We start from the raw sequence: 24,171 nt of genomic DNA, 5'->3' as shown, positions 1-24,171 counted from the left end.
AAAGGCGCTTCGCCATCGAGTGAAGCGTGCACGAGCTCTATTGATCCTCGCCGCCAAGCTGCGCTTGCCAATGCGCCAGAGACTGGCCGATAGAATGTGGCGCGCAGCCAAGCCCCATTATCTTGCTAGCCCTTTGTTGTCATATGGTTTGTCGTCTGATGCCGAGAATCCCGGGGCCAGATCCTGGCAAGAGCTGAAGCTTCTGGGTTATGTTTTTTCATGTTATGAACAGCATGAAGCCTATGAACATTTGCTTGAGGCCTTTGACACGGTAAAACCCGTCAGCGCAGAGCAAGAGACAGAAAAGGCCAGCTTTATTGGCAGCGGTAGTGGCGACTCGACGTTGAACTGCTATCGGGCGTTGAAGGTCACCGGTCAAGCGGATGTCGATGCCTGGCAATTCGAAAAGGTTTATCGGCGTCGCGATAATGATGATCTTGAGCGAGTTAAGGCCCTGAACGCTTTTTTCGGGCCATCTCTCTCATCCGGTGAGCTATTCATGCCACGAATCATGGAAATACGCGAAGGCAGTGAACTGGCGATCATTTATTCCAGGCTGACTCCTGGAACCCGTATTTCCAAGAGTCGGGCAGTCGTTGCCGGAGGCGCAGCAGTGAGAATGCTGATGGATTTGCCCGTACAGACGGTGCCTCTGGACTCTGTGCTTCGGCGTCCGCACCCTCAATTTATTAACGCCCATACGATTACAAGAGACTGGATTGCAGGCACGGCGCCGCAACACTTGTCGGAGTTTGATGCGATCACCGATTGGGTTGAGCAGAATTGTCCGCGCTTTCTGGCTCATGGAGATCTTCATCGCAAAAATATCCTGGCCTCCGGAGCTATGTTGGACTGGGATTCTTGCGGTATTTACCCCATTGGTTACGCCCCGGGGCTGATATTGGCACGAGGATTTGGTGGCCGGACGGTTGATGAACTGGAGTCGGACTTGATCAACCATTTCGGGGGGAAAGAAGATAACCGGATTCTGGTGAATGCCGGCCTTTTCTATACTCTGGTGTTCGGCGTGGGTAAACGATCAGTCTTAGGGGACAGTCTCTTGTCGTCGCTGCTGACGCGGGTACTGGAGCGTATGGAGATAACAGAATGCTGATTGATGGATGGCTGTACAGTAGAAAACGCAAACAACGTTGGTGGCGTTTTTTACAACTACAAGAAGTCTACCAGTCGGCGCAGTCCGCTGCTGAGCCCGAAAAGCTGCTTGAGCGTTGCTTCCGGAAACTTGGCTATCCCGCACCTGAACAGGAGCTCGTCTTTATCTGGCGGCAGTGGGTTGCCTTGGGGGCTGCTCGAAAGCCTGTATTATCGCCAGATGACATAACGTCGCTGGAGTCCTCGGTGCAGGCACTGAGTTGTCACAGTATACCGTTTTTGGCGTGGCTGGATCTGTGTCGCTTAGCTATCGGAGTCGGGCTGTACGGGTTTGCTCAGCGATTCAGGCAGCAAGCGATTTTATGCGGTGCCTCTATCGCTGATGATGCAGGGGCCAAGGTTCCGACAACGGCAGCGTTGGCCTGCGGGATGTATTGCTGTCTGGAGTTGCAGGATTATGTCCGCGCTGAGGAGTTGATCGTACGGCTGGAACATTCTGATCTATCCCGTGAAAAGCTTCGACAGGCTCGCTGGCTCTTTGACCTTTTATCTGGCAAACGGCCGTCTCGGGCCATTGGTGATCGTTCCGGGTCGGATGAGCTGGATCAGGCATTTGGCGATTATGTCTTCGGGCGGGAACTGGCGCTGGTGGGGCCAGTGCCGGTCACCGTAGCGCAAGGGCCAGAGATTGATGGGTTTGATCGAGTAGTAAAGTTCAGCTATCAGGGAGGGGATAAAGGCCGTGATAGCGAGACTCAGGGGAAGCGTATTGACGTCAGCTACTATAACAACACTCAGGCCGAGCGTTTGGCAGATGGTCCTTATGCTGAGGTGCTCGCTCAAATGGACTGGGGGGTGTGTATTAATCGCAAAGGACGCAGCCGTTTCCCGTATGATGAGCGAAGAATTCGACAATTGGAATCCCTGCAATGGCTGTTGCCGGATACTCACCTGAATGCAGGCCCTAACGCTATGCTGGACCTTTTGCGTTTTAATCCGTCCTATATCAAGGTGTTCAATACCGACTTAATGCTTTCTGCAGGGCGTTACGCCGGCTATCGGGCGCCTGGTGCAAAGCCCATTCAGTACACCCGGTCCTTTATCAAGACCCATGATCCAATACTGCAGTATAAGGTCATCAATCGTTTATGGGAGCTTGGTTACATTCGGGGAGATGACCGCTTCGAAGATGTCATGGAAATGGGGCTTGATGGCTACCTGAAAAGTTTACAGCGAGTGCACGGGGCTGATGAGCAAGCACTTCTTTAGAGCGCTTAGCCGCGATTTTTATAATCGTTTGAAATACGGCCCGATGGCTCCTCAATATGGCGAGAGAATTGACGTTCCCGCTCGTGAATGTCTGGAATATCTTCCATCGAGCCTTTTGTACAGAACGTTTTCCACGCGCTTACGTCAAGGCTCTGGTCTGGTTGTGCACCGTTGGCCGGATGAGGGCGTCAAGCCGGTGATTGAGCATCCGAAGATACGGTACTGTTATCGTCACTGGGTGGATGGTGAGTCGTGGCAGCAAGCCGGAGCCTATGACTACCTGATGGAGCGAATATCAGGATCGCAAAGCGGTCGTTTTGATGGTTGTTCGAACCTGTCGGATGTAAAGCAGCGTTACGAGAGGCTGGACCGTATATTTGAAAGCATTAGTGCCAGCGGTCAATTGTTGGCCCAAGGGCAGCTTACCCCCGGCAATTTCAGGGAGGTTGGCGGTGTCCAGATTCACCTGGGGCCGGGCGGTCAGCCTGTTTTCAGCGGTGCGGGTGCACATCGATTTGCCATGGCCAGGATTCTGGACCTGGTTATTCCGGCCCAGATTGGTGTCGTACACCAGGATGCACTCTCAACCTTGCAACAGTTTCGACACGGATAGGTTATGTCAGCTGGCATTGATACCACTAGGGCGTGTGCCGCGCACGAGTTCAGGGTCGAAGATTGGATGTTGCTCTCAAGGTTGTCCGAGGACGACGCCAAAGCTCTGTGGGCAGCGGTACTGGATGGTAGCCTGGAGCGCCCTCAAGTTTTCCGGGATAACTGGCGCACATTAAGTGCCCGTGTCGTGTTCAGGGGCGAAGATTTGTTGCTGAAGATCCCCCGTGCGCGCAACAAACGTCGATGGGAGCGATTACTGACTTTTTTTCGAGGCAGTGATGCTGCCAGACATTTCCGGCATTTGCTGTTGATGAAAGACCTCGGGTTTTGTGCGCCGGTGCCGGTATTGGCTGCCGAACGAAAGCTGCATGGCTCTGTGATCGACTCGTTTGTCATCTATCGTTATCTTGAGGGGCGTCCTGCCTCTGCAAACGATGGCGGTGCAGTGTTGTCACAGCTGTTGGCTTTGCATGAAAAGGGATATTTAAGGAACGATCCCCAGCTCGCCAATTTTCTTATCAGTGAGGGCAGGGTTCACTTTATTGATTTCAGATTGAAGAAACCCTTTCTATTTGGAACTCTGGCCCGATATCGCGAACTGATTCGTTTTCTTACCAGCGCAGGCCTCCCAGACGCTCAATTGCCAGCGTCTGTCAGGCGTTCTGCCTGGTTTCTTTTGGCAAGGTGGCTGGAGCAGGGCAGTGTTCGGTTCCGGCAATGGAAAAAGTCCCGCCGTCGCAGAAAATCGCCCCGTCAGTGAGCGGTGTCTGGACTATCGATGTCATTACTCTATAAGAGGAAGTTTGGTGTTGGATTATCGTACCTGGGTATTCGACTGTGACGGCGTATTGCTGGATTCAAATTCAGTAAAAACCACGGCTTTCTATCGTGCTGCTGAGCCTTATGGAGAGGATAGTGCTGCGACTCTGGTGGCGTATCATATGGCTAACGGGGGCATTTCGCGTTACGTAAAGTTTCAGCACTTTCTGACCGATATAGTAGGGCAGGACCGCGTTGAGCCCGAGGAGCTTGAAGTATTGCTGGAGACCTATGCGAGCCATGTACGCGAAGGCCTGTTGAAATGCCAGGTGGCGCCCAGGCTCGATGAACTCCGTCGATTAACGCAAGGTGCCGGCTGGATGGTCGTCTCCGGAGGCGACCAGGAGGAGTTGCGTTGGGTATTTGCCAAGCGTGGACTGGACGAGCTTTTTGACCTTGGCATATTTGGTAGCCCCGATACCAAAGACGAAATTCTGAGTAGATCTATTAATGCCGGCTTGATACAGGCGCCCGGGGTTTTTGTAGGGGACAGCCGTTACGATATCGAAGCCGCGAGCCGTGCAGGCCTCGACTTTATATTTGTTCGTGCATGGAGCGAGTCGACTTTTGATTTTTCATCTGCCCGGTATCAGTTGGACTCGATATCGGATATTGTCGACCAGTTAGCGCAGCAGTAGCGTCAAGGTGTACGAAGGAATGCCTCAACAACCACTACGCTACGAAAAGGTGCCAGCCACTCCGGCTTCACAATAATGGGTAACTGATGCGTTATGTCTGACAGTCTATTGGCCAGCCCCTCTACGGTTCTCGGCGTCAGGTAGGCTTCGAGATCTCCCCGGAATACGTCGCGAACGCCACCGCGGCTTTCGACCGCCATAATCGGTGTGCCACAGGCCAGGGCCTCGGTCAGCACAATTCCCAGGCCTTCGTATTCAGAAGCGAGCACAAAGAGGTCGGCGTTTTTCATCCAGGGATAGGGATTCTTACGCTTGCCTGCAAATAACACTCGGTCGTGGATGCCAAGTTCTCTGGCCTTGGCTTCGAGCTCGCTGCGCAGAGGCCCTTCTCCGACAATCACAAGTTTGTGGCTGATTCCTGACCGAGCATAGGCTTCCAACAGCAGCGCATGGCCCTTCTGGGGCACCAGGCGCGCCACATTCAGAATGTAGGGTGCGGTGGGAATATCCGGATCAGGCTCGCCAGCCAGTGTCTCGATCTGTCTGATCGGACAAGGGTTGGTGATTACCTGAAGGCTGGCAGGCTGAATGCTGCCTTTTTCGAAGGCCTCAAGGGCCGAGTCCATGACGCCGGAAGACACGCAGGCCAGGTGGCGGCGGTGGAACACCAGCTTCCACTCCAGCTCTTTCTGCCAGAGTGGCCGATCGTAATGAATGACGTTTTCAAGAACGTAGACACAACGCTCATCCCGAAACGACCAGAAGTATTTGAAGGTGCCCAGTCCACGGAAAATGATTCGGTCGAACCGGCCGTGCTGCTTTTCCAGGGAGTGGATGTGGCGTTTGAGCAGCCAGCCGCTGAGCCAGCCAACCCACATGAAGTGGGAGCGAGGGAGCAGGACGCCAAGCAGCAGCCGGGATAACAGAAAGACCGGAATGCCAATAATCGATTTCATCAAGGCTTGAAACTGATCAAAGTAATGCAGTTTCACGCCCGGGTTGGCAGGCGCCAGGTCATTGGGGTGATTCCGGCATGAAAGCAGATGGCTTTCATGGCCTTCCTCGGCAAAGGCATCGGCCAGATTGACCGCGACGCGCTCCATACCGCCCATTTTCAGACTGTGGATAACAACCAGTGTTCTCATGCGGGTTGCTTCTTCTTGATACCATTTTCGGCCCAGAAGGTCTTGTTCTCCTTCACGGCTTTCCGGATGGCCCGGTTCCTGGCCCAGATCTCGGGTTTTGAATAACCCCGGGCATGATCCAGATGCAGGCACACCGTGCTGTATCGAATCTGCATGGATTTGTGGCCATAGTTCCACAGACGCTCACCCAGCTCGCGGTCCAGGCCACCATACTGCATGTCTTCGTTGAAACCGTTCACCGCAATCAGGTCTTTGGTCCAGGTGGAACTGTTCATGCCATTCCAGCTTGCGGCTGCCGGGGTAATCCGGTTCATAAAACGACGGAATCCTCGGGAAGAGGAAAGCTTCCAGAGCTTGTGGTTCTTGGGTTGGCCGTGGGCAACCAGCCACTGGGGCTTGAAGATGTCACCGGAGCGAATGTCATTGTCGGTGATGGCCTCGGATACCGTCATGGTCAGCTTGATGTAACCGCCGGAAAGAAAGTAACCGGGCCGGGCCAGATCGTGATGGGTCTGAATGAAATCCGGTTCGGGAATGCAGTCACCATCGGTAAAAATCAGGTAGTCGCATTGTGTTTCACGGATGGCTTTGTTGAGAATCTGACACTTTCGGAACCCGTCGTCTTCGTGCCATACGTGATCGATCGTGAGAATGCCGCGGGCTTTGAAGGAATCAATCAGTTCTTTTGTCTCATTGGCCGAACCATCGTCCGCAATAATGACACGGAATGACCTGAAGCTCTGGCATTCATAGCCAGTGAGCACTTTGCTCAGCCAGAGGGGGGAGTTGTAGGTGGTAATCACCACGCCGATGGAATTTGGAGACATAAGATACCAGTGCCCGAGCCGTCAGATTGAAACGGGCCCTAGTATACACTTGCTCCGGCCTGGATGCCTGTCAGGGGTTTTTCAGATCTGCCCGGACAACCTCAGATAACGATCGATAACCAGAAGCGAGATCAGTCGCTCATGGTTGTGATTACTGAACCTCGCCGCATGTTGTCGGGCGTTTGTGATAATGCGCTTTGCTTCCGACGGATGCTCACGGTAGTAGGTGACCTTCTGCTCAAGATCGGAAAAATCATCCTTGAGCTGGACGTAATGGATGTCTGGCTGCAGGGTGCCTTCCATAAACCAGGTTTCAAATCTCGGTCGCCGCATCAGGCACAGAGAGTTCGATGCCATGATCCATTTCAGGTTGGTGGCAACGTCGATACCTTCCACACTAACGATGAACTGATGCTCGAGTTGCTCCGGGATGGTCATGAAAGGCTTGTGATAGGCCTGCACTGTTGGCTCTTTGTGGCGCACACACCCGATATCGCAAAGTTGGCTGTCGGCCCATTTTCGGGCGAAAGCAATGCGTTCCGGGTGATTGGATTTTCCCCGCCAGACAGCCGTGGAGTGTTTATCTTCGAAGGCGAGCTTATCGTCTACCTTGACGTAGTGGCGAACAGTATTGAGTTTCAGGAGCACGGAGTGCGCGTTGGTGTCGCCAGCGGTGATTGGCCGGCTCTTCACGAAACGAGGGTGCTCGGGTATGCGGGTAACATCGCCTAACTGATAGGCAACCCTGGCGTCCCGTGGAAAGTAACGAATCACGTTACGAAGATCAAAGTAATAGGCACTGCTTTTATTGCGCGGTGAAAACGAGCGGATGGGCTCGGCATCGGGCGCCGGTGCGAAGGTTTGGTGTAAACGGTTGTAGTAACGAACCCGGGCCATGATGTGTGCTCGGATGCTTGGCGTCAGGCTTTCCAGCTCAGACATAAGGCGGTCACGTTGCTGTGACCACCACGCCCAGGGCAGAACGCCGGACAACGCGTTGGCGGCATAGAAGCCGGCTTTGTGCAACCGATTGGGGCGGGCGTTCTGCTTTGCCATACAACCTTCCTGAATACCGGACGAGAAATGTATGGCAATAAGTTGTAATCAAGCCCCATGTCATCCGGGTGACGATTCTGTGGCAATTCGATGACGTTGGGGCTGGCGCTAACGACAGATTTTATGAGGGTAATAGGGGTTGGGGTTGCCGGGCGGGCGATGTCGCAGGCGCTTGTACTCCCATTGATACTGAGCTGGTGCCATTCGAATGACTTTCTCGACCGATTGATTCAGCGCAGTTGCGGCCACCACGGGATCTGAGTCGCCATTGCCCGGAGCCGCCTCCTCAACGATCAGACGGAACCCATTGCCATCCGGCAGGCGTTCAGCAAAAGTGACCAGAACGTTGGCTCCGGTTTTCTGAATCAGGCGATTCACCAGCGTCATGGTGCGCACTTCCATCCCGAAGAAGGGAGCATAGGCGTTGGTTTTGCCTCGTGGCGACTGATCCGGAAGTATGCCGGCCACCCCGCCTTCTTTCAGAATGCCCATCAGCCGGAGCAGTCCCTTACGGTCACCGCGCACCAGTTCGGAACCCAGACGACCACGTACGCGGATCATGTAGTCCTCGAATTCCTTGATATGGGGAGGGCTGTAGAGGGCAGCCATCTTGTAGCGAGACGAAAAAAACAGTCCGGTCAGTTCCCAGTTGCCGAGGTGGGGGGCGAGCAGGATCAGTCCCTTGCCGGAGGCCAACGCCTGATCAACCAGCTCCAACCCTCGGGTTTCCTTGATAAGTTTGAAGCACTTGTCGACCGGCCATTCCCACATCAAAGGAATCTCCATCGCCGTCATGCCGGTATGGGCCATGGATTCCTTCGACAGTCTTTGCTGTTCCTCCGCCGATAGTTCCGGCAGGCAGATCCTGAGGTTTACGTCGGTGGTTTTTCGCGAGCGACCGTTCAGGCGCCAGGCCAGCAAACCGACGAACCTGCCAATGGCCTGGGCAAGTTTCAGAGGCAGCAGGCCGGCGATACGCAACAAGCCGGCAATCAGAAAATACTTGAGCTTGCTCATGACCGACCGTATCGATCCTCGTAACGAACAATGTCGTCTTCACCGAGATAGGAGCCGGATTGAACCTCAATCAGCTCAAGATCGATGACGCCGGGATTCTCCAGAGAATGGATCTGGCCAACCGGGATGTAAGTGGACTGGTTTTCCGTGACCAGATAGGTTTTCTCGCCATTGGTAACTTTGGCGGTGCCACTGACCACGATCCAGTGTTCAGCCCTGTGGTGATGCATCTGAACCGATAGCTTGGCGCCGGGTTTAACCGTGATTCGCTTGACCTGATAACGGGTACCGTTATCAATGGAATCGTATACCCCCCAGGGGCGGTAAACTTCCCGGTGATTCATATGTTCGTGGCGACCATCATTCTTGATCGCTTCCACCACTTTCTTGACGTCCTGAACCTGATCTTTGTGAGCGACCAGCAGGGCATCTTTTGTTTCGATGATCACCAGGTCCTTCACACCTACGGTGGCTACCAGTCGGCTATCGGCCCGAACCAGGGTGGTCTCGGTATTGTGGGCAATGACATCGCCCGAGAAACAGTTGCCGTTGGCATCCTTGTCGCTCACTTCCCAAAGCGCTGACCAGGAACCAATATCGCTCCAGCCTGCATCCAGTGCGACTACCGCAGCGTTATCCGTTTTTTCCATGACGGCATAATCAATGGAGTCTTCCGGGCACTCAGCAAAGACGCTTTCGTTTACGCGGGTGAAATGCAGATCCTCACTTGCGTCATCCAGCGCAGCCTGGCAAATGGCGAGAATATCCGGGCGGTGTTTCTGAAGTTCCTGAAGGTAAGTGCGAGCGCCAAAAAGAAACATGCCGCTGTTCCACAGGTAATCGCCGGAGCTGAGATACTGTTCCGCAGTCTTCTGGTCTGGTTTCTCGACGAACCGGCTGACTTCGAAGCTGCCGTCTGCAAGTCCGGAACCCTGTTGAATATAGCCGTAACCGGTTTCGGCATGGCCGGGTACAATCCCGAAGGTGACCAGCTTGCCCTGCTCGGCCAGCGGGATTGCCTTTCGAATACCGTTCTGGAATGCGCCCATATCCTTGATCAGATGATCCGCCGCCAGTACCAGCATCAGTGGGTTCTGATTCTCATCGGTTTTTCTGATCAGTTGCAGGGCAGCAAGGGCGATGGCCGGCGCCGTGTTGCGGCCACAGGGCTCCAGGATAATGCGGGCATCGTTGTAGCCGGACTGGCGCATCTGTTCTGCCGCCAGGAACCGGTGATCCTCATTGCAGATCAGCAGCGGGTCCGCAGATTCCATGCCCTCAAGGCGGGCGACGGTGAGTTGCAGCATGGACAGTTGATCGTCCGTCAGTTTCAGGAACTGTTTCGGATTCAGTTGCCTGGACAGTGGCCAAAGGCGTGAGCCGGTGCCTCCGGCCATGATGACGGGGTGAATCATGTGCGCACTCCGGGTTGTGAAAGTTGCGATGGATGCAGATAAAAGTGGCCGATATCTTATCATGCTGCCAGGCGCGGTTTTATCTCAAGCTTTGGAAATCTTTCCACGAGAGCCCCTCGTTACTCTGCTCCCACAGCATTCTTTTGTGGAAGCGTGCGAGTTTCCTCGCAATGTAGCGATCACTCCATCCGGGAACCAGTGCCAATGCCTGCGGAATGGTAGGGGCCCCCAGGCCATCCACCAGAAACAGTTCTGGCTGGCCTGAGCGATCCGTGACGACCAGATTGTGAGGCAATAGGTTGCGTGTAAGGATCCGGGTTTGCGCTAGCCAGGCTTCAAAGCGTTTAATGGCTTTTTGTAGTTGGTTGCTCAGCTCTCCGTTACGGACAAAAGACTCCAGGGTTGGCGCGACAGTTCCGTCTGCACACCGAATCAGCTCGCTTTCATTGGCATGGCCCAGACTGGTTTCAATGCTGCCGTAGAATCTGGGCAGGTGAGCCCAGAGAGTTGATTCTTTTTCGGCCTGGATCAGCCGGCGGATTGCCGGTTGCATGTGGGCTTTTAATTCCTGCGAGTTGTCGTTCAATCGTGCTTTGCCGAGCAGGCGCTTGAGTGGAGACTGTCGGTTGTAACGAGCTTTGATATTTTCCGGGCGAATCACTTTCAGACAACGGTCTTTATTTTCGGGATGTTGAAAGCAGTACCGGTTTGCGCCCTGTGCAAAGGGAACAAGAGGCTTGAGATCTATCTGCGCATTCCTGCGTTTGCTGGTTTTATCAGAGTTCATGCTGCAGCACTTGACGGTAAATGGTTATAGTATTGTCCACCATTGCATCCAGCGTCAGCTCACGCGATGCGGTTGCTCGCGCCTCGCTCTGGGCATCAAGTAGTTCTGTGACCGGGGTTTTCAAGCAGTCCATTAACCCTTCCAGAGTCGTCGTTTCGATTATATGCTCTGGTCGTAGTAGTTCGTTGGCAATCGGCACATTTGTTGAGATAACGGGCTTTCCGAGGAGCAGTGCCTCGGCGCAGACATAGGAGAAACCTTCGCGGTTGGAACTTATGATTACCCCCTTGGATGCATTCATCAGTTCCGGCAGGTCATTGCGATGACCCAGCAAGTGGATTCGATCCTTCTGCCCCGTGGTGTCGATCAGTTGTTGCAGCGATTCCCTCTCAGGGCCATCTCCGGCAATCCAAAGGCTGTCTGAACAATATCTGAAAGCCTTGATTAACTGTGCAAAGCCTTTTACCGGCACCAGACGCCCAGCCGCAAGCCAAGCCGGGGTATCGGCCATTGGTAGATTCCGTTCTCGTATGCTTCGTATTTTAACCCCGTTATAGACGACCGACACGTTGGGCTGGTTGATCGACGCCGCGAGTGTCTTGCTGACCGCAATCAGTCGATCAAATGCCTTGGCTTTTGGATACCGGGACTTGAATCCGTGAATCGTGGCAATCAACCGGCATGGTTTGATTAACGGGCGAAGATGCTGTACTGCAAAGGCGGCCTTGGTGCCCTGAGCGTGGATCACATCATAGCCTTCGGAATGAATCAGGCGAAAGATTCTAAGTAGCAGTGCAGGCGAGTATCGAGAGCCAGAAGTATTTATGACGGATGCTCTGACTGACGAAGGAAGCTCGTGTAAGTGTTCTCTTCCCGCAACGAGGGTTACAGACAATCCTCTGTCTGCCAAACCGGTTGCGAGTTCCCGGGCATGTTTTTCCATACCACCAATTCCGGGGCTATCGGAAAGCATCAGCAGCAGAACCTTCACTGGAGCGCCGCCCGTCTGGTCTGAATTGCTGCTTCGTATATCTCGAGTGTGGACTCTGTCTGCGCCCGCAGTAAAAACCGGTCCGGAAGGAATATATCAGGCTTGGGTTTGTCCAGCAGCCCGAGCACGGCGCTGGCAAACGCGCCGGTGTCGTCCGGCGTTACCAGCCCTTTCCGGAAGCAGGCTTGCAGGGTTTCCGCTGCACCGCCGCGGTTGTACGCCACCACCGGTGTACCGGACGCCAGGGCCTCGGTGACTGTGCGGCCGAAGGGCTCTGGCTTGGTGGACATGTGGCACACCACATCGGCCAGCAGGTAGAGGTTGGTCATATCGTTTCGCTGGCCGAGAAACGTGACTTTATCAGTCAGTTGCAAACGACTGCGTTCCTTTTCCAGCTCCTGCAGAAAGCGTTCCTTGCCCGGTTCTGCGCCGCCAACGATGATGCCGTGACAATCCGGGCGTTGACGTACGATACGCGCCATGGCCTCCAGAAAATGCAACTGGCCTTTCCAGCGTGAGATACGGCCCGGCATCATGATGATCTTTTTGCCGGCGAGTTGAGGAAACCTCCCGAGGAGGTGGTTTTGCCATTGTTCGTTGATGGCTCGGTTGCGGAAGGCTTCAATGTCTACGCCACGCTGGACCACCGTCAGCTTGTGTTCCGGCACAGCAAAGTGCTTCAGAACATAGTCTCGTACGCAATTGGACACCGCTATGACCTGGTCCGCTTTTGCCATGATGGCGCTGTAAGGCGTCACTGAATACATGCCGTGGAAGGTCGAAACTACGGCCGGGCGTTCATGTTGTGGCAGCGTTTTCAACGCCAGGTGAACAATCCAGGCCGGCATTCGGGAACGCACGTGAACGATGTCTGGCTTCAGATCCTTCAGCAGCTTGCGCATGGGCAGTATCTGTCCGAATGAAGCCGGCGTTTTTCGGTGTATCGGCATGTGAATATGCGAGGAGCCCTGGCCGCGGACCTGTTCGGCCATCGGGCCGCCGTTGGAAACCACGAAGGATTCGTGGCCTCGTTTCACCAGTTCGGCAGCGAATTCAACAGTACCTCTTTCCACACCGCCACTGTGCAGCGCCGGTAACGCTTGTAGAACCCTCACCTTGTCCGCTCCCCGTCCTTGTTCTGATACTTGCCCAGGAATATCTGCATTACCCAGCGGCCGGCCCGGTCCGCTTCCCAGAGACGATCTTGTCGTTCGAGCTGTTCGGCCATGATTGATGCGTGGTCGGCCCAGTGCGCCAGCAGTCCTTTCTTTGCGAGTTGCTCGACACCATTGGCTACCCTGCTTCCCGATCGAGGATTAAGATCCAGAAGGCCGGTTGGCACCCCCGACGTAACGGCTTCGCACACCATGGACTGGCTATCCGGTGTTACCCAGACGGCTCTTGATGACGCGAACTGGTGGTTCAGCCAGCCCTCGTGCGTCTGATTGTGGTCAACGACTGAAATCCTGGGGCCCTGAAGCTCCGAGAGGCTGTCGGACAGGGCTTTTGGTGTGCGCCGGGAGTTGGTGATGGTCCAGCGCCATTCGGGGTAGCGTGCCATCAGGTCGCCCAACTGCGAAAGAATGGCATCATCATGCCAGTCATAGTGCTGCGATGGTCCTCCGATCAGTACCAGAGCTTCGGGCTTGCTGGTGAGCCTGGCCAGGGGCGTGACGGCATTAATTACCCCCTCTGTGATCAGAATGTTGCGAGCAGGCTTAACCTTGTCGTGGGCCGGAATAATGGCGGCATCGACCAAGCGGAGGGGAAATCCAGGCTTCATCAGCACGAGCGTTTTTGCCTTGCGATAGCGTCGCAAGGCCAGCAATAGCCGGTGGGTTCCTGAGCCGGCCCCGATTATAAGTGCAGGGGCGGGCAGGTTTGGCACCAAAGCCGGCGCAATTCCCGTCAGTGCTCGCCACATCGGGGTTGGGTAATCCGTGGCGTTTATCCAATGGAGGTCCGCGCCGGCGAGGACGCGCAATCGATTACCCAAACCGCGTAACTGGTTGCGATGGCCGGCCTTGTTGTCGGTAATCAGCCAGATAACGGGTGCGGTGGCGCCGGAGTCCCTGTTCAAAAGTCACCTCTTCTTCTTCCGTTTTCGGCCATAGAAGCCTGGATCATCCCTGTTCGGTCGGGTTTTGAAGCGGCGGTGCATCCAAAGATACTGGTCGGGCGCCTTGCGGATTTCCTGTTCGATAATGGCGTTGATTCTGGTGGCATCCTCAAGATCATCGCCACTGGGGAAGTTCTCCAGGGCAGGGTGGAAATAGATGTCGTAGCCCGGGCCATCTTCCCGGCGGAAATGACTGAAGGGAACGACCTTGCACTTGCTACGCTCAGCAATCCGCGATGTGGCAGTAATGGTGCCGGTTGGAATCCCGAAGAAGGGCGCGAAAACGATGTCTTTCCGGCCGTAGTCCTGATCCGTGGCGTACCAGACGGCCCGGTTGTTTTTCAGGCAGCGAAATAGCCCGCGAAGGTCACGTGCGCCCAGCACCGTACCGTAACGTCGGCCGCGAGCCCGGGTCATCACTGCGTTCATCAGTGGGTTGTTGTGATCCCGCTGCATGACGTCTGCCTCAATATACTCCGTCGCCAGGCTACCACCCAGATCCAGCGTGCTGTAGTGGCCTCCGAGCAACAATACGCCATGTCCCTCTTCGAGCGCTTGCTCGAAGTGTTCGAGACCGTGAACTCTGGTGATCTTTTTGAGTTTTGACGCATCGCGAAACCAGGCAACACCAATCTCCATCAAGCCAATCCCGTTGGCGATAAAGGCATTGCGAACCAGCGCGGCCTGTTGCTGCTGGTTCAGCTCCGGGAAACACAGGCGAATATTCACTTCGGCAATATGGCGCCGGCTTTTCGCCAGCCGCCAGGCCAGCAGGCCAGCAATCTTGCCCAGCCACCATTGCAGGCGCAGCGGCAACTGGGCCACTAGCCACATCGCGGCTATGCCAAGCCAGGTTGGCCACCATCGTGGATGGCGGTAGGCGGAATAGTCTGTGTTTCGTGGTAGTTTGCGGTACTTCTTCTTCAAAATCGTGAATCCTGCATCGACAAACGGTTTTCCGGGGGGCAAGATGCCCGTCCAAAGAAAAATTGGCCCTATGATAACGCACTGTTTTGCCGGGAGTCCTGCGTGTTCCAGTTTATCTATTCCCAGCTGATTCGCCTTGTGCTGCCGTTCATACTGATCCGGCTGTGGTGGCAAGGGCGTAAAGCGCCCGCCCTTCGGCGCGACTGGCAACACCGTTTGGGTTGGGTGCCCGAAATTTCTGGCCCGGTTATCTGGGTACACGCCGTGTCTGTGGGTGAAACCATTGCGGCAGGCCCGTTGGTCAGGCGCCTGCTCGCCAGGAATCTGGGGGCCACTATTCTGATGACGGCGATGACCGACACCGGGTTGGCCCAGGCCCGCAAGATGTTCGGTGACAGGGTAACGTATGCCTACGCCCCATACGATACACCCGGCGCCATCCGGCGTTTTCTGGACCGCATCAATCCCAGGATTCTGGTTATTCTCGAAACAGAAATCTGGCCCAATATGATCCGCCAATGCCGCCGGAGGAGAGTTCCGGTTTTCCTGATAAATGCGCGCTTGTCCGAGCGTTCTGCCCGTGGTTACGAACGGGTCAAAGGGCTGGCCGCGCCGATCATGAAAAGCATTACCTGGGTGGCGGCGCAGGCCGACCGGGATGCTGACCGGTTTCGGCGCATTGGCGTTGCCGCCTCCCACGTTGAGGTTACTGGCAGTGTGAAGTTTGATGTCGATATACCGGATGATGTGCGTGCGGCTTCCCGTGCCTTGCGTGAGGAGCTTGGGGCTCGCCCGGTCTGGATTGCCGGCAGCACGCACTCCGGAGAAGACCAGCAGTTGCTTGACGCTCATCAGGGAATACTTCAGCAACATCCTGAGGCTTTGCTGATTATTGTGCCCAGGCATCCGGATCGCTTTGACTCTGTCGCCGAGCTGGCGGAGAAAGAGGGGTTTTCTGTTGCCCGTCGTTCAACCGGTGATGACCCTGCCGAAGCTCAGGTTTATCTGGGTGACACCATGGGCGAACTGATGATGCTGTACGGTGCCAGTGATATCGCCTTTGTTGGAGGTTCGTTGATCGAGCGTGGTGGGCATAATCCACTGGAGCCGGCAGCCTGGGGAATACCGGTTTTTTCGGGTCCTCATGTTTTCAATTTTGAAACCATATACGAGCACCTGCTGACGGATGGTGCTGTGCAGGTAATAGACGGGGCGAAAGCCTTGGCCACGGCGCTCAGTAAGCTGATGACTGATAAAGAAGAATGCCGGGCCTACGGAGTGCGTGCATTAAGCGTCGTTCAGAAAAACCGGGGTGCCTTGGATAAGGTTGTCGAAGGGATTATCGAACGTCTGTAGCTCCGGGTATCGCCGGTGATACCCGGAGCTCGCCTTTTGGGGATTACCGGGCAGGGTTGTCCAGTGTGCGGTCTTCCTCTGCCATCGCTTCTATGCCTCGCGCACCTTCACTCAGCCAGTTGTTCAGATCCACCAGATCCTGAGGGCTCAGGGTTCCGGCTGCCTGTTTCAGTTGCAGAGTGTTGATCACGTAATCATACCGCGCATTGGCGTAGTCCCGCAGGGCGACGTAGTAAGCCCGCTCTGCATCCAGCACTTCCACGATGTTGCGGGTACCAACGTCATAACCGGCCCGGGTGGCATCCAGGGCGCTACGACGAGAGATGATGGTCTGCTCCAGTGCCGATGCCGTTTCCACGTTGTTGTTCACGGTGAGGAACAGGCTGCGGGTGTTTACCTGTACATCGCGACGGACGGTGTTCAGATCCTGCTCTGCAGCGGTGACCAGAGAGCGTTGTTGGCGCACGCCGGCCTGGGTGCCGCCGCCCATATAGAGAGGCACGTTGAGCTCCAGGCCAATAACCCCCTGGGTTCCTTCCTGCTGAGGGTTTCGGGCGCCGTCCAGCTCGGACTCGCCATAGGATGCCACCAGGTCCAGTGTTGGCAAATGGCCGGATTTGGCAACTTTAAGATTGGCCTCGCTGGCGTTCAGTTGTGATAAAGCCGCTTGAATGGACCAGTTCTGGTCCAGGGCTGTTGTTTCCCAGGCATTCGGGTTCATGGGCTCAGGTCGACCGAGCGGGAAATTCTCGCGCAGGTTTTCCAGGTCATCGGCGTATTCGCCGGTCAGTCGCGCCAGCTGCTCCCGGGCGACATTCAGCTGGTTGTCGGCTGCGATGCGCTGGCTTTTGCTGTCGTCATAGCTGGCGCGGGCTTCGTACACCTCGGTGATGGCGATCAGGCCGACGTCGAAGCGTTCCTGCGCCTGTTCATACTGGCGCTGGATTGCTGCTTCAGTCGCGCGAGCTGTTGCAACGGTATCCTGAGCGCGCAGGACATTAAAATAGGCGGTTGCAACATCCAGAATCAGTTGTTGCTGGGCCAGGTTGTACTGGGCCTGGGCGGCTTCGGTCTGGAACTGGCTGGCGTCGTAGCGGAACCAGTTGTCGGCGCGGAAAACCGGTTGCGACAATTGCACGCCATAGTTGAATGACTTGTAGCTGTCTCCCGGGCCGTTTTCAGCGTCGAAATCCGTGTGGTTGGCTTCGGCAAACGCACCAACCTGCGGCAATAAGGTACTCTTGCTCACATCGCTGGCGGCTTGCTGGGCCTGAAACTGTGCCAGCGCAGAGGCGATGCCGGAGTCATATGACAGTGCCTGCTCATAAGCCTCCACAAGATCCAGAGAGAAAGCGGGCTGGGCTGCCAGCAGGGTGATCAAACCTGGAAGTAAACGTTTCTTCATTATTGCTCCTGAAAACTATCTCCGGGCATCCGTGATCTGGACACAGGTATCGGCAGGTCAACGTGTAGAGCGCGGGTTTATCCCGATAGTGACCCAAAGGTATTGGTGGCCCATTATGGACAATAATCGTTCCCGTCTCTACACTTGAAAAGCTCACTCATTTTGTGAGCAAAACAGAATATTTATCGCGTCTTGACGGGGTGCTGATTTGCCTGAACCAGGTGATCGGCTGAGATTGCAACGCAGAACCCGCGACCTGATCCGGATAATACCGGCGTAGGGATTAAGACCGTACGAACCATGCCAGAAGTAGGTTTCGAATTACCTTCGGCATAACTCCGTCATACGCGACCCGACCACCTGAGCAAACACGGGAGCAGACGATGACGGACATCCCATCCTACCTGAGCGATTCCGCACAAGTAGACTCCGCAGCAATCAAACCATTACCAAGCTCACGAAAAATATACGTGCAGGGTAGCCGAGCCGATCTGCGCGTGCCTATGCGGGAAATTACTGTGGGTGACACGCCCACTGAAATGGGCGGGGAAAAGAATCCGCCAGTGGTGGTGTACGACACCTCCGGGCCCTATTCAGACCCGGAAGCCAGCATCGATCTGCGCAAGGGGCTGCCGCCGGTGCGCGCTGCATGGATTGCCGAACGCGGCGATGTCGAACAACTGGAAGGGTATACCTCTGAGTTTACCCGCCGGCGTATGAAAGATCCGACTCTGGATCCGCTCCGGTTTATGGACGAGCGCAAACCCCTGCGTGCCAAACCCGGCAACAATGTGTCCCAGATGCATTACGCCCGGCAGGGCATTGTTACGCCGGAAATGGAGTACATTGCCATCCGGGAGAACATGAAGCTGCAGGAAGCCCGAGAGAATGGATTGCTGGCCGAGCAGCACCCCGGCCAGTCATTCGGTGCCAACCTGCCGAAAGAAATCACCCCGGAATTCGTTCGCGACGAAGTGGCCCGTGGCCGCGCCATCATTCCAGCCAACATCAACCACCCGGAAATCGAACCGATGATCATCGGCCGCAACTTCCTGGTGAAGATCAACGGCAACATTGGCAACTCGGCAGTGACCTCCTCCATTGAGGAGGAAGTGGAAAAACTCACCTGGGGCATTCGCTGGGGAGCGGATACCATCATGGATCTGTCCACCGGCAAGAACATTCACGAAACCCGGGAATGGATCATCCGCAACTCTCCGGTCCCCATCGGCACCGTGCCCATCTACCAGGCCCTGGAAAAAGTCGGCGGCGTGGCCGAAGACCTGACCTGGGAAATCTTCCGCGACACCTTGATTGAACAGGCGGAGCAGGGCGTGGATTACTTCACCATCCATGCCGGCGTGCGCCTGCACCACGTACCACTGACCGCCAAACGCACCACCGGCATCGTGTCCCGAGGTGGCTCCATCATGGCCAAGTGGTGCCTGGCTCACCACAAGGAAAGTTTCCTGTACGAGCACTTTGAAGACATCTGCGAAATCATGAAGGCCTATGATGTCTCCTTCAGTCTTGGTGACGGCTTGCGCCCGGGCTCCATTGCCGATGCCAATGATGCCGCCCAGTTTGGTGAACTGGAAACCCTCGGAGAACTCACCAAAATTGCCTGGAAGCACGACGTCCAGTGCATGATCGAAGGCCCCGGCCATGTGCCGATGCAGTTGATCAAGGAGAACATGGACAAACAGCTGGAATGCTGTGACGAAGCGCCGTTCTATACGCTCGGGCCGCTGATCACCGATATTGCCCCGGGCTATGACCACATCACCTCCGGCATCGGGGCGGCCATGATCGGTTGGTACGGTTGTGCCATGCTTTGTTATGTCACGCCCAAGGAACACCTTGGACTGCCCAACAAGGACGACGTGAAAACCGGCATTATCACCTACAAGATCGCCGCGCATGCTGCAGACCTTGCAAAAGGTCACCCGGGTGCCCAGATCCGCGACAATGCGTTGTCCAAAGCGCGATTCGAGTTCCGCTGGGAAGACCAGTTCAATCTGGGGCTGGACCCGGATACTGCCCGCGCCTACCACGACGAAACCCTTCCCAAGGAATCGGCCAAGGTGGCGCATTTCTGCTCCATGTGTGGCCCCAAGTTCTGCTCCATGAAAATCTCCCAGGAGGTCCGGGATTACGCGGCAGAGCACGGTATCGATGAGGTGTCGGCGATTGATGCCGGTATGCAGGCGAAATCACGGGAGTTTGTGGAATCGGGCAGCAAGATCTACGACAAGATCTGACCCGCATTCACTTGGTTCCATGATGGCGTGAATCCGAGCCTGGCGGGGTGTTAACTTGCACCCCGCCGTGGCTCCGGCTATCGTTCAAGGCCGAATGCGCAACCGGGTGAAGTAATGCCAAAACCATTCCAGTTCAACGCCAGCGACGTCAAAGTCCAAAAACGTGAAACCGTGTTCCAGGGCTTCTTCCGAATGGACAAACTCTGGCTGACGCATCCGCGCTTCGATGGTCGCGACATGCCCGTCTTTACCCGGGAACTGTTTATCCGGGGTGATGCCACCTGCGTGCTGCCATACGATCCGGCGCGCGACGAGGTTGTACTTCTGGAGCAGTTTCGTTTGGGGGCGCTCCACCGTAACCAGTCCCCCTGGTTGCTGGAACTTGTTGCTGGCATGAATGAGGATGGTGAGAGTCCGGAAGAGGTGGCCCAGCGAGAAGGTCAGGAAGAGGCTGGGCTGAGTTTCAGTCGCCTGGACAAAATCTGCGATTACCTGGTGTCCCCCGGCGGTACCACGGAAATGATCCACCTGTATTGCGGTCAGATCAGCACCGCCGAGGCTGGTGGTGTTTTCGGTATGGAACATGAGCACGAGGACATTCTCAGCCACGTGGTGTCAGCGGAAGAATGCTTTGCCATGATTGCTGATGGCCGCATCAATAACGCCGCCGCGATTATTGCCATCCAGTGGCTGCAACTGAACCGGGAGCGTTTGCGGCGGGAGTGGCAAGCATGACGGAGTGGGTAAAACGGCCCAGGCAGTATGTGCCGGACCTGCGTCAGTTGGGGGCACTCTGCGACGGCAACTATCAGCGCCTGCGCAAGCTGCGCCAGCTTGAGGTGGATGGCAAGCCCGTATGTGAGTTCGAATTGCACCGGGAGAACCAGTACCTGGGCCGGGTGCGAATTGAAGTGCTGCAAACGGCCAGATTCACAGAAACCCTGCTGCTGGAGCAAGTCCACAACAGCGGCCGATGGCTGAACAACCCCAGGATGACTGTGCGCGTATACCACGACGCCCTCATGGCCGAAGTAATCAGCTGCTACCGGCAACGACAGATTGCGCCCGTGAATGACTATCCGAACCGGTTTATGCATCACCCGGATGAAAAGGTTCAGGTGAACGGCTTCCTGGCCGATTGGCTGGACTACTGCCTGCGTTTCGGGCACCTGCCGATGGAGCATGCAGCCTGGTCTGCGGGCGAAGGCATCGATTGAAATCCCTCATCTCTGAACGGTTTCTCAGTTCGCCGAAAGTCTATAAAGCCGGTTGTCGGACCTGTGGCAGAGTTGTCAAATACTGCAAAATCTAGCGTGCCGCTGGTCAGAATGTGATCCACCTTCCATTCGTGAACAATCAATCTGAACTAAGCCATCGTACACTTGTCTGGATTATCAACTGCTTGCAGAAAACAGAACAGGCCTGGAATGACCAAACCCACAACGGCGCGCCCACTCAATGTGTTGCAGCTTACCGATCCGCACCTGATGGCGTCTGCGGATGGCGCCTTGCTGGGAGTCAACACCCGTGACAGCCTGGCGGCGGTGATTAACGAAGTGCTTCGCAATCACGGCCAGCCCGACCTGATTCTTGCCACCGGAGACCTCACCCAGGATGCATCGCCGGAGGCGTATCGCTATTTCGCTGAACAACTGAAGGCGTTTGATTGCCCCTCGCTCTGGATTGCTGGCAATCATGACGATTCCGCGCTGTTGTCTTCCATTGCGGCGGAGTCCGGCTCTGATCAAAAACAATGGATCCAGGGCGGCTGGCAGTTTGTCATGCTCGATTCCTCGGTACACAGCAAGGTGTATGGAGAGCTTTCGGCCGATGAGCTGAGTTTTCTCGACAGGGCTTTGTCCGAGCAACCAGAGATGCCTGCTGTGGTTAGCCTGCACCACCACCCGGTGGATATCGGCTCAGACTGGATGGAAAAAATCGGGCTCAAAAACCGGGACGCCTTCTGGCAAGTGATTGACCGGCATCCGCAGGTTCGGGTAGTGCTGTGGGGCCATATCCATCAAGAGCTTGAACAGCAGCGCAACGGTGCTTGCCTGCTGGCTACACCTTCCACTTGCATCCAGTTCGCCACAGGATCCAGTGACTTTGCCGTGGAACCTCTGGCACCGGGTTATCGCTGGCTGGAACTTGATCCCTCCGGCAGCTTCAAGACGGAAGTCCGCCGAGCGGAAAGTTTCGAGTTTGACCTGGACGAGAAGAGTACCGGGTATTGATTCGGGCCTGGCTGAAGGCAGATCACGGTTTACGTTGACGGCTTTGATAATATGACAAGCCTGTGAAGGGGATTTCACAGGGAAGATCAGAACTCGTCAACGGATGACACGGAATGAAAATCATACAACCTCAGGATCTGCGGGCGGCGGATCTGCCAGGGCTGGAATCGCCCTTTTTTGCCTTGGAAAAAGCCCGACGCTTTATTCAGAACAACCCCAACACAAATCTGGAGCGCCTCCTTGGACAGCCGGCAACTTACGGTCTGGGAGCGCGGGCGTTCAATCAACAGCGCAATACCCATATTGAGAATGTCCTCCGGGAAATACGGGATGGGCGACTTCTTCTGGTTTTTGACACTATTGATGGAGAGCCATCCTCACCCGTCGTGCGTTGGCGTGAAGAGGTGGGAGGCGAGGGCCGTTGGCAGGTGACAGACGCCGGAGTTGATCATGAGATCATCGCCGGAGTAAACGCTCTGAATCAGCACGGTATTACCCCGGGAGATTTGCGGGTTCAGGGCAGTATGGGCGTGGGAAGTTTGCCTTCAGGCGATTTCGCGATGGAGTATCGCCTTAAACAGCGCGAGCAGGCTTCGCGGCAAGACGTTCAATCCGGCGGCTCGCCCAGCTCATCCTCGAATAACGTTTTGCCTGTCTCTGCACTGACCAAGACGACCGAATCTTCCACCACTGAAGCACCTCCGGAAATCCATCTCGAAATCGGCATCTTCACTGATGGCACCCTCAACAATGCTGAAAACTCCAGGGAACTGGAGGAGCGCGCGGCAACCGAGTGCGTTGAGGCCTTTGAGCGCGGCGATATGTCCCTGGAGGAGTGCGAGTATCGATTGTCTCTGGCAATGGGTGGGAGTTATAGCAACGCGCCGAGTAATGTGGCGAAACTGGCTCGTCATTATATTGAGTCCAGTGAAGAGTCGAATGGTCGAGCTATACATCGTCTGTTGATTTATGCACCTGGCATTGGCACCAAAACTGGCGAAGGTGATTCGCTGGTTGGATCTGTTTCTGGAATGGGGGAAACAGGAATTGTTAGTCAGGTGAGAAATGCGTTTTTTCGAGTTGTTCGGCGAATTTATGGTTTGGGATTGTCGAGCAATATTAGAACGCTAACGGTAGATCTATTCGGATTCAGTCGTGGAGCAGCCTCGGCTCGCCTGGCTGCCCACGAAATACTCGAAGGACCAACTGGTGCACTGGGGCGGATGTTTCAGTCATTTGACATGGAATGGCCAGGCAAGGTTGCTGTCCGCTTTGTGGGGGTATTCGACACTGTGGCTGCGGTAATTAATCCGCTCGCCATGGATTTATCGCCGTCGAATGAGCGTAATGCACCTGTTACTGTCTATCTCGATCCCAAAAAGGTAGAGGCCGCAGCGCATTTAATTGCAGCTGACGAACATCGGGAAAATTTCTCCCTCAACAGCTTACGGAATTCTGATGGCAGTCTCCCTGAAAACTTCCGGGAAATCTCATTGCCGGGGGTGCATTCCGATATCGGTGGTGGTTACTCGGATAATCAACGCGAGGATGTTCTGGTAACTCCTTACTATGTGATTCCGACACATCGTCATCGTTGGCCAGAGCAGACGATGGAATGGGATAACCTGAATAACTTGAAACTCAAATTTGAATCGGAAGGCTGGATCGGGGAATACAGCATGCCTGTTCAATCATCTGAAGAACCGGATCCAGCACCCAGTCAGCTCGGTCCGCTGGGAGATGCTTATTATCAAGTGCATAAGAAAGTATCCGCTCACCCGGCGCCAGATGGACGGGTAGAGCTGGCGTTGCGGATGGTGCGGCAGGTTAGGGGAGAGTATTCCAGAATAGCTTTCAAAGTTATGTGGGAATTGGCCAGCCAGGCTGGAGTGCCGCTACGAGATATTCGTGCAGACGAAGAAACGCGTATACCTGATGACTTGATGCAAGTTTCCGAGGACATTCTTCATCAAGTTATTTCTGGTTGTGATTCTCCCTCGTTGACCTTGGGTCAACAGGCATTGATTAGGCAGCGCTATGTTCACTATTCGGCAAACTATAACGCGTTAAGGTTTATGATCGGTGAAACCGTTACGAACATTCGTTTCGGACGAAACTTTAGTCCTAATGCTCCTGCTTCGTCAGGAGAGCGCGCCATTCATGCCAACCGATAAGGTGCC

Annotated in this window: 22 protein-coding genes and 1 riboswitch; of the genes, 11 read left to right on the top strand and 11 right to left on the bottom strand. The window is 55.3% G+C overall.

Annotated elements, in window-relative coordinates; genetic code table 11:
* Window positions 1-19 precede the first annotated feature (19 nt).
* The 5 genes from C7436_RS16970 to C7436_RS16950 all read left to right on the top strand — a co-directional run bounded on the left by C7436_RS16970 (window position 20) and on the right by C7436_RS16950 (window position 4,451).
* Window positions 20-1,114, top strand: a complete 1,095-nt coding sequence (locus tag C7436_RS16970; RefSeq protein WP_158595271.1) for a phosphotransferase — start codon at window positions 20-22, stop codon at window positions 1,112-1,114.
* On the top strand, window positions 1,108-2,382 hold the full coding sequence (locus tag C7436_RS16965) for a hypothetical protein (protein WP_121208553.1): 1,275 nt from the start codon (window positions 1,108-1,110) through the stop codon (window positions 2,380-2,382). The genes C7436_RS16970 and C7436_RS16965 overlap by 7 nt, the downstream gene beginning before the upstream one ends.
* Complete coding sequence (locus C7436_RS16960; protein ID WP_228198182.1) at window positions 2,363-2,995, top strand: hypothetical protein; 633 nt, start codon at window positions 2,363-2,365, stop codon at window positions 2,993-2,995. The genes C7436_RS16965 and C7436_RS16960 overlap by 20 nt, the downstream gene beginning before the upstream one ends.
* A gap of 204 nt (window positions 2,996-3,199) precedes the next feature.
* Window positions 3,200-3,754 carry a BUD32 family EKC/KEOPS complex subunit gene (locus C7436_RS16955; protein WP_228198181.1) on the top strand — a complete coding sequence of 185 codons (555 nt, stop codon included), beginning with the start codon at window positions 3,200-3,202 and terminating at the stop codon, window positions 3,752-3,754.
* 49 nt (window positions 3,755-3,803) lie between these two features.
* Window positions 3,804-4,451, top strand: a complete 648-nt coding sequence (locus C7436_RS16950; protein WP_236043543.1) for an HAD family hydrolase — start codon at window positions 3,804-3,806, stop codon at window positions 4,449-4,451.
* 2 nt (window positions 4,452-4,453) lie between these two features.
* On the opposite strand, the gene C7436_RS16945 is transcribed toward C7436_RS16950, so the two are convergent.
* The 10 genes from C7436_RS16945 to lpxL all read right to left on the bottom strand — a co-directional run bounded on the left by C7436_RS16945 (window position 4,454) and on the right by lpxL (window position 14,735).
* The gene (locus C7436_RS16945; RefSeq protein ID WP_121208549.1) at window positions 4,454-5,596 is read right to left on the bottom strand and encodes a glycosyltransferase; all 1,143 of its coding nucleotides are present in this window, start codon (window positions 5,594-5,596) and stop codon (window positions 4,454-4,456) included.
* Window positions 5,593-6,423: a glycosyltransferase family 2 protein gene (locus C7436_RS16940; protein ID WP_121208548.1), complete on the bottom strand. Its 831-nt coding sequence runs from the start codon at window positions 6,421-6,423 to the stop codon at window positions 5,593-5,595. Before C7436_RS16940 ends, C7436_RS16945 begins: the two co-directional genes overlap by 4 nt.
* 81 nt (window positions 6,424-6,504) lie before the next feature.
* Window positions 6,505-7,479 carry a glycosyl transferase family 90 gene (locus C7436_RS16935; protein WP_121208547.1) on the bottom strand — a complete coding sequence of 325 codons (975 nt, stop codon included), beginning with the start codon at window positions 7,477-7,479 and terminating at the stop codon, window positions 6,505-6,507.
* Window positions 7,480-7,587: 108 nt separating this feature from the next.
* Window positions 7,588-8,496 carry a lysophospholipid acyltransferase family protein gene (locus C7436_RS16930; protein WP_121208546.1) on the bottom strand — a complete coding sequence of 303 codons (909 nt, stop codon included), beginning with the start codon at window positions 8,494-8,496 and terminating at the stop codon, window positions 7,588-7,590.
* Window positions 8,493-9,911, bottom strand: coding sequence for a mannose-1-phosphate guanylyltransferase/mannose-6-phosphate isomerase (locus C7436_RS16925; protein ID WP_121208545.1), 1,419 nt, complete (start codon window positions 9,909-9,911; stop codon window positions 8,493-8,495). The genes C7436_RS16930 and C7436_RS16925 overlap by 4 nt, the downstream gene beginning before the upstream one ends.
* Window positions 9,912-9,990: 79 nt before the next feature.
* Entirely contained in the window at window positions 9,991-10,698 is a 708-nt protein-coding gene (locus C7436_RS16920; protein WP_121208544.1) for a YrbL family protein, read from the bottom strand.
* Complete coding sequence (locus C7436_RS16915; RefSeq protein WP_121208543.1) at window positions 10,688-11,689, bottom strand: glycosyltransferase; 1,002 nt, start codon at window positions 11,687-11,689, stop codon at window positions 10,688-10,690. Before C7436_RS16915 ends, C7436_RS16920 begins: the two co-directional genes overlap by 11 nt.
* Window positions 11,686-12,804, bottom strand: a complete 1,119-nt coding sequence (locus C7436_RS16910; protein WP_121208542.1) for a glycosyltransferase family 4 protein — start codon at window positions 12,802-12,804, stop codon at window positions 11,686-11,688. The genes C7436_RS16915 and C7436_RS16910 overlap by 4 nt, the downstream gene beginning before the upstream one ends.
* Window positions 12,801-13,769, bottom strand: coding sequence for a mitochondrial fission ELM1 family protein (locus C7436_RS16905; RefSeq protein WP_121208541.1), 969 nt, complete (start codon window positions 13,767-13,769; stop codon window positions 12,801-12,803). Before C7436_RS16905 ends, C7436_RS16910 begins: the two co-directional genes overlap by 4 nt.
* 3 nt (window positions 13,770-13,772) lie before the next feature.
* Window positions 13,773-14,735, bottom strand: coding sequence for an LpxL/LpxP family Kdo(2)-lipid IV(A) lauroyl/palmitoleoyl acyltransferase (gene lpxL, locus C7436_RS16900; protein ID WP_121208540.1), 963 nt, complete (start codon window positions 14,733-14,735; stop codon window positions 13,773-13,775).
* 102 nt (window positions 14,736-14,837) lie between these two features.
* Here lpxL and waaA point away from each other — a divergent pair, with 102 nt between their 5' ends.
* The gene (waaA, locus tag C7436_RS16895; protein ID WP_121208539.1) at window positions 14,838-16,091 is read left to right on the top strand and encodes a lipid IV(A) 3-deoxy-D-manno-octulosonic acid transferase; all 1,254 of its coding nucleotides are present in this window, start codon (window positions 14,838-14,840) and stop codon (window positions 16,089-16,091) included.
* 43 nt (window positions 16,092-16,134) lie between these two features.
* Here the strand turns inward: waaA and C7436_RS16890 are convergent, their stop codons facing one another.
* A complete protein-coding gene (locus C7436_RS16890; protein ID WP_014420550.1) occupies window positions 16,135-17,496 on the bottom strand; it encodes a TolC family outer membrane protein in 1,362 nt (453 codons plus the stop codon).
* 186 nt (window positions 17,497-17,682) lie between these two features.
* Window positions 17,683-17,796, top strand: a riboswitch (TPP riboswitch).
* 83 nt (window positions 17,797-17,879) lie between these two features.
* Here C7436_RS16890 and thiC point away from each other — a divergent pair.
* The 5 genes from thiC (at window position 17,880) to C7436_RS16865 (ending at window position 24,165) form a co-directional block, all read left to right on the top strand.
* On the top strand, window positions 17,880-19,757 hold the full coding sequence (thiC, locus tag C7436_RS16885; protein WP_121208538.1) for a phosphomethylpyrimidine synthase ThiC: 1,878 nt from the start codon (window positions 17,880-17,882) through the stop codon (window positions 19,755-19,757).
* A gap of 114 nt (window positions 19,758-19,871) precedes the next feature.
* Window positions 19,872-20,492, top strand: a complete 621-nt coding sequence (locus C7436_RS16880; RefSeq protein ID WP_121208537.1) for an NUDIX domain-containing protein — start codon at window positions 19,872-19,874, stop codon at window positions 20,490-20,492.
* On the top strand, window positions 20,489-20,974 hold the full coding sequence (locus C7436_RS16875; protein ID WP_023010963.1) for a DUF1249 domain-containing protein: 486 nt from the start codon (window positions 20,489-20,491) through the stop codon (window positions 20,972-20,974). The genes C7436_RS16880 and C7436_RS16875 overlap by 4 nt, the downstream gene beginning before the upstream one ends.
* A 210-nt stretch (window positions 20,975-21,184) precedes the next feature.
* Window positions 21,185-21,991 carry a 3',5'-cyclic-AMP phosphodiesterase gene (gene cpdA, locus C7436_RS16870; RefSeq protein WP_121208536.1) on the top strand — a complete coding sequence of 269 codons (807 nt, stop codon included), beginning with the start codon at window positions 21,185-21,187 and terminating at the stop codon, window positions 21,989-21,991.
* A gap of 113 nt (window positions 21,992-22,104) precedes the next feature.
* The gene (locus C7436_RS16865; protein WP_121208535.1) at window positions 22,105-24,165 is read left to right on the top strand and encodes a T6SS phospholipase effector Tle1-like catalytic domain-containing protein; all 2,061 of its coding nucleotides are present in this window, start codon (window positions 22,105-22,107) and stop codon (window positions 24,163-24,165) included.
* Window positions 24,166-24,171 lie beyond the last annotated feature (6 nt).

It is taken from the genome of Marinobacter nauticus (genome assembly GCF_003634635.1).
Taxonomy (GTDB): Bacteria; Pseudomonadota; Gammaproteobacteria; order Pseudomonadales; family Oleiphilaceae; genus Marinobacter; species Marinobacter nauticus.
Note: the sequence above shows the minus strand (reverse complement) of the source record. Positions and strands in the feature narration are given on the sequence as shown.

What these genes read in the sequence shown, in the direction of transcription:
- C7436_RS16940 (WP_121208548.1), bottom strand. Translation starts at nt 6,423, where the DNA reads ATGTCTCCAAATTCCATCGGCGTGGTGATTACCACCTACAACTCCCCC.
- C7436_RS16930 (WP_121208546.1), bottom strand. Translation starts at nt 8,496, where the DNA reads ATGAGCAAGCTCAAGTATTTTCTGATTGCCGGCTTGTTGCGTATCGCC.
- C7436_RS16890 (WP_014420550.1), bottom strand. Translation starts at nt 17,496, where the DNA reads ATGAAGAAACGTTTACTTCCAGGTTTGATCACCCTGCTGGCAGCCCAG.
- C7436_RS16925 (WP_121208545.1), bottom strand. Translation starts at nt 9,911, where the DNA reads ATGATTCACCCCGTCATCATGGCCGGAGGCACCGGCTCACGCCTTTGG.
- thiC (WP_121208538.1), top strand. Translation starts at nt 17,880, where the DNA reads ATGACGGACATCCCATCCTACCTGAGCGATTCCGCACAAGTAGACTCC.
- C7436_RS16960 (WP_228198182.1), top strand. Translation starts at nt 2,363, where the DNA reads ATGAGCAAGCACTTCTTTAGAGCGCTTAGCCGCGATTTTTATAATCGT.
- C7436_RS16920 (WP_121208544.1), bottom strand. Translation starts at nt 10,698, where the DNA reads ATGAACTCTGATAAAACCAGCAAACGCAGGAATGCGCAGATAGATCTC.
- cpdA (WP_121208536.1), top strand. Translation starts at nt 21,185, where the DNA reads ATGACCAAACCCACAACGGCGCGCCCACTCAATGTGTTGCAGCTTACC.
- C7436_RS16875 (WP_023010963.1), top strand. Translation starts at nt 20,489, where the DNA reads ATGACGGAGTGGGTAAAACGGCCCAGGCAGTATGTGCCGGACCTGCGT.
- C7436_RS16935 (WP_121208547.1), bottom strand. Translation starts at nt 7,479, where the DNA reads ATGGCAAAGCAGAACGCCCGCCCCAATCGGTTGCACAAAGCCGGCTTC.
- C7436_RS16865 (WP_121208535.1), top strand. Translation starts at nt 22,105, where the DNA reads ATGAAAATCATACAACCTCAGGATCTGCGGGCGGCGGATCTGCCAGGG.
- C7436_RS16965 (WP_121208553.1), top strand. Translation starts at nt 1,108, where the DNA reads ATGCTGATTGATGGATGGCTGTACAGTAGAAAACGCAAACAACGTTGG.
- C7436_RS16945 (WP_121208549.1), bottom strand. Translation starts at nt 5,596, where the DNA reads ATGAGAACACTGGTTGTTATCCACAGTCTGAAAATGGGCGGTATGGAG.
- C7436_RS16880 (WP_121208537.1), top strand. Translation starts at nt 19,872, where the DNA reads ATGCCAAAACCATTCCAGTTCAACGCCAGCGACGTCAAAGTCCAAAAA.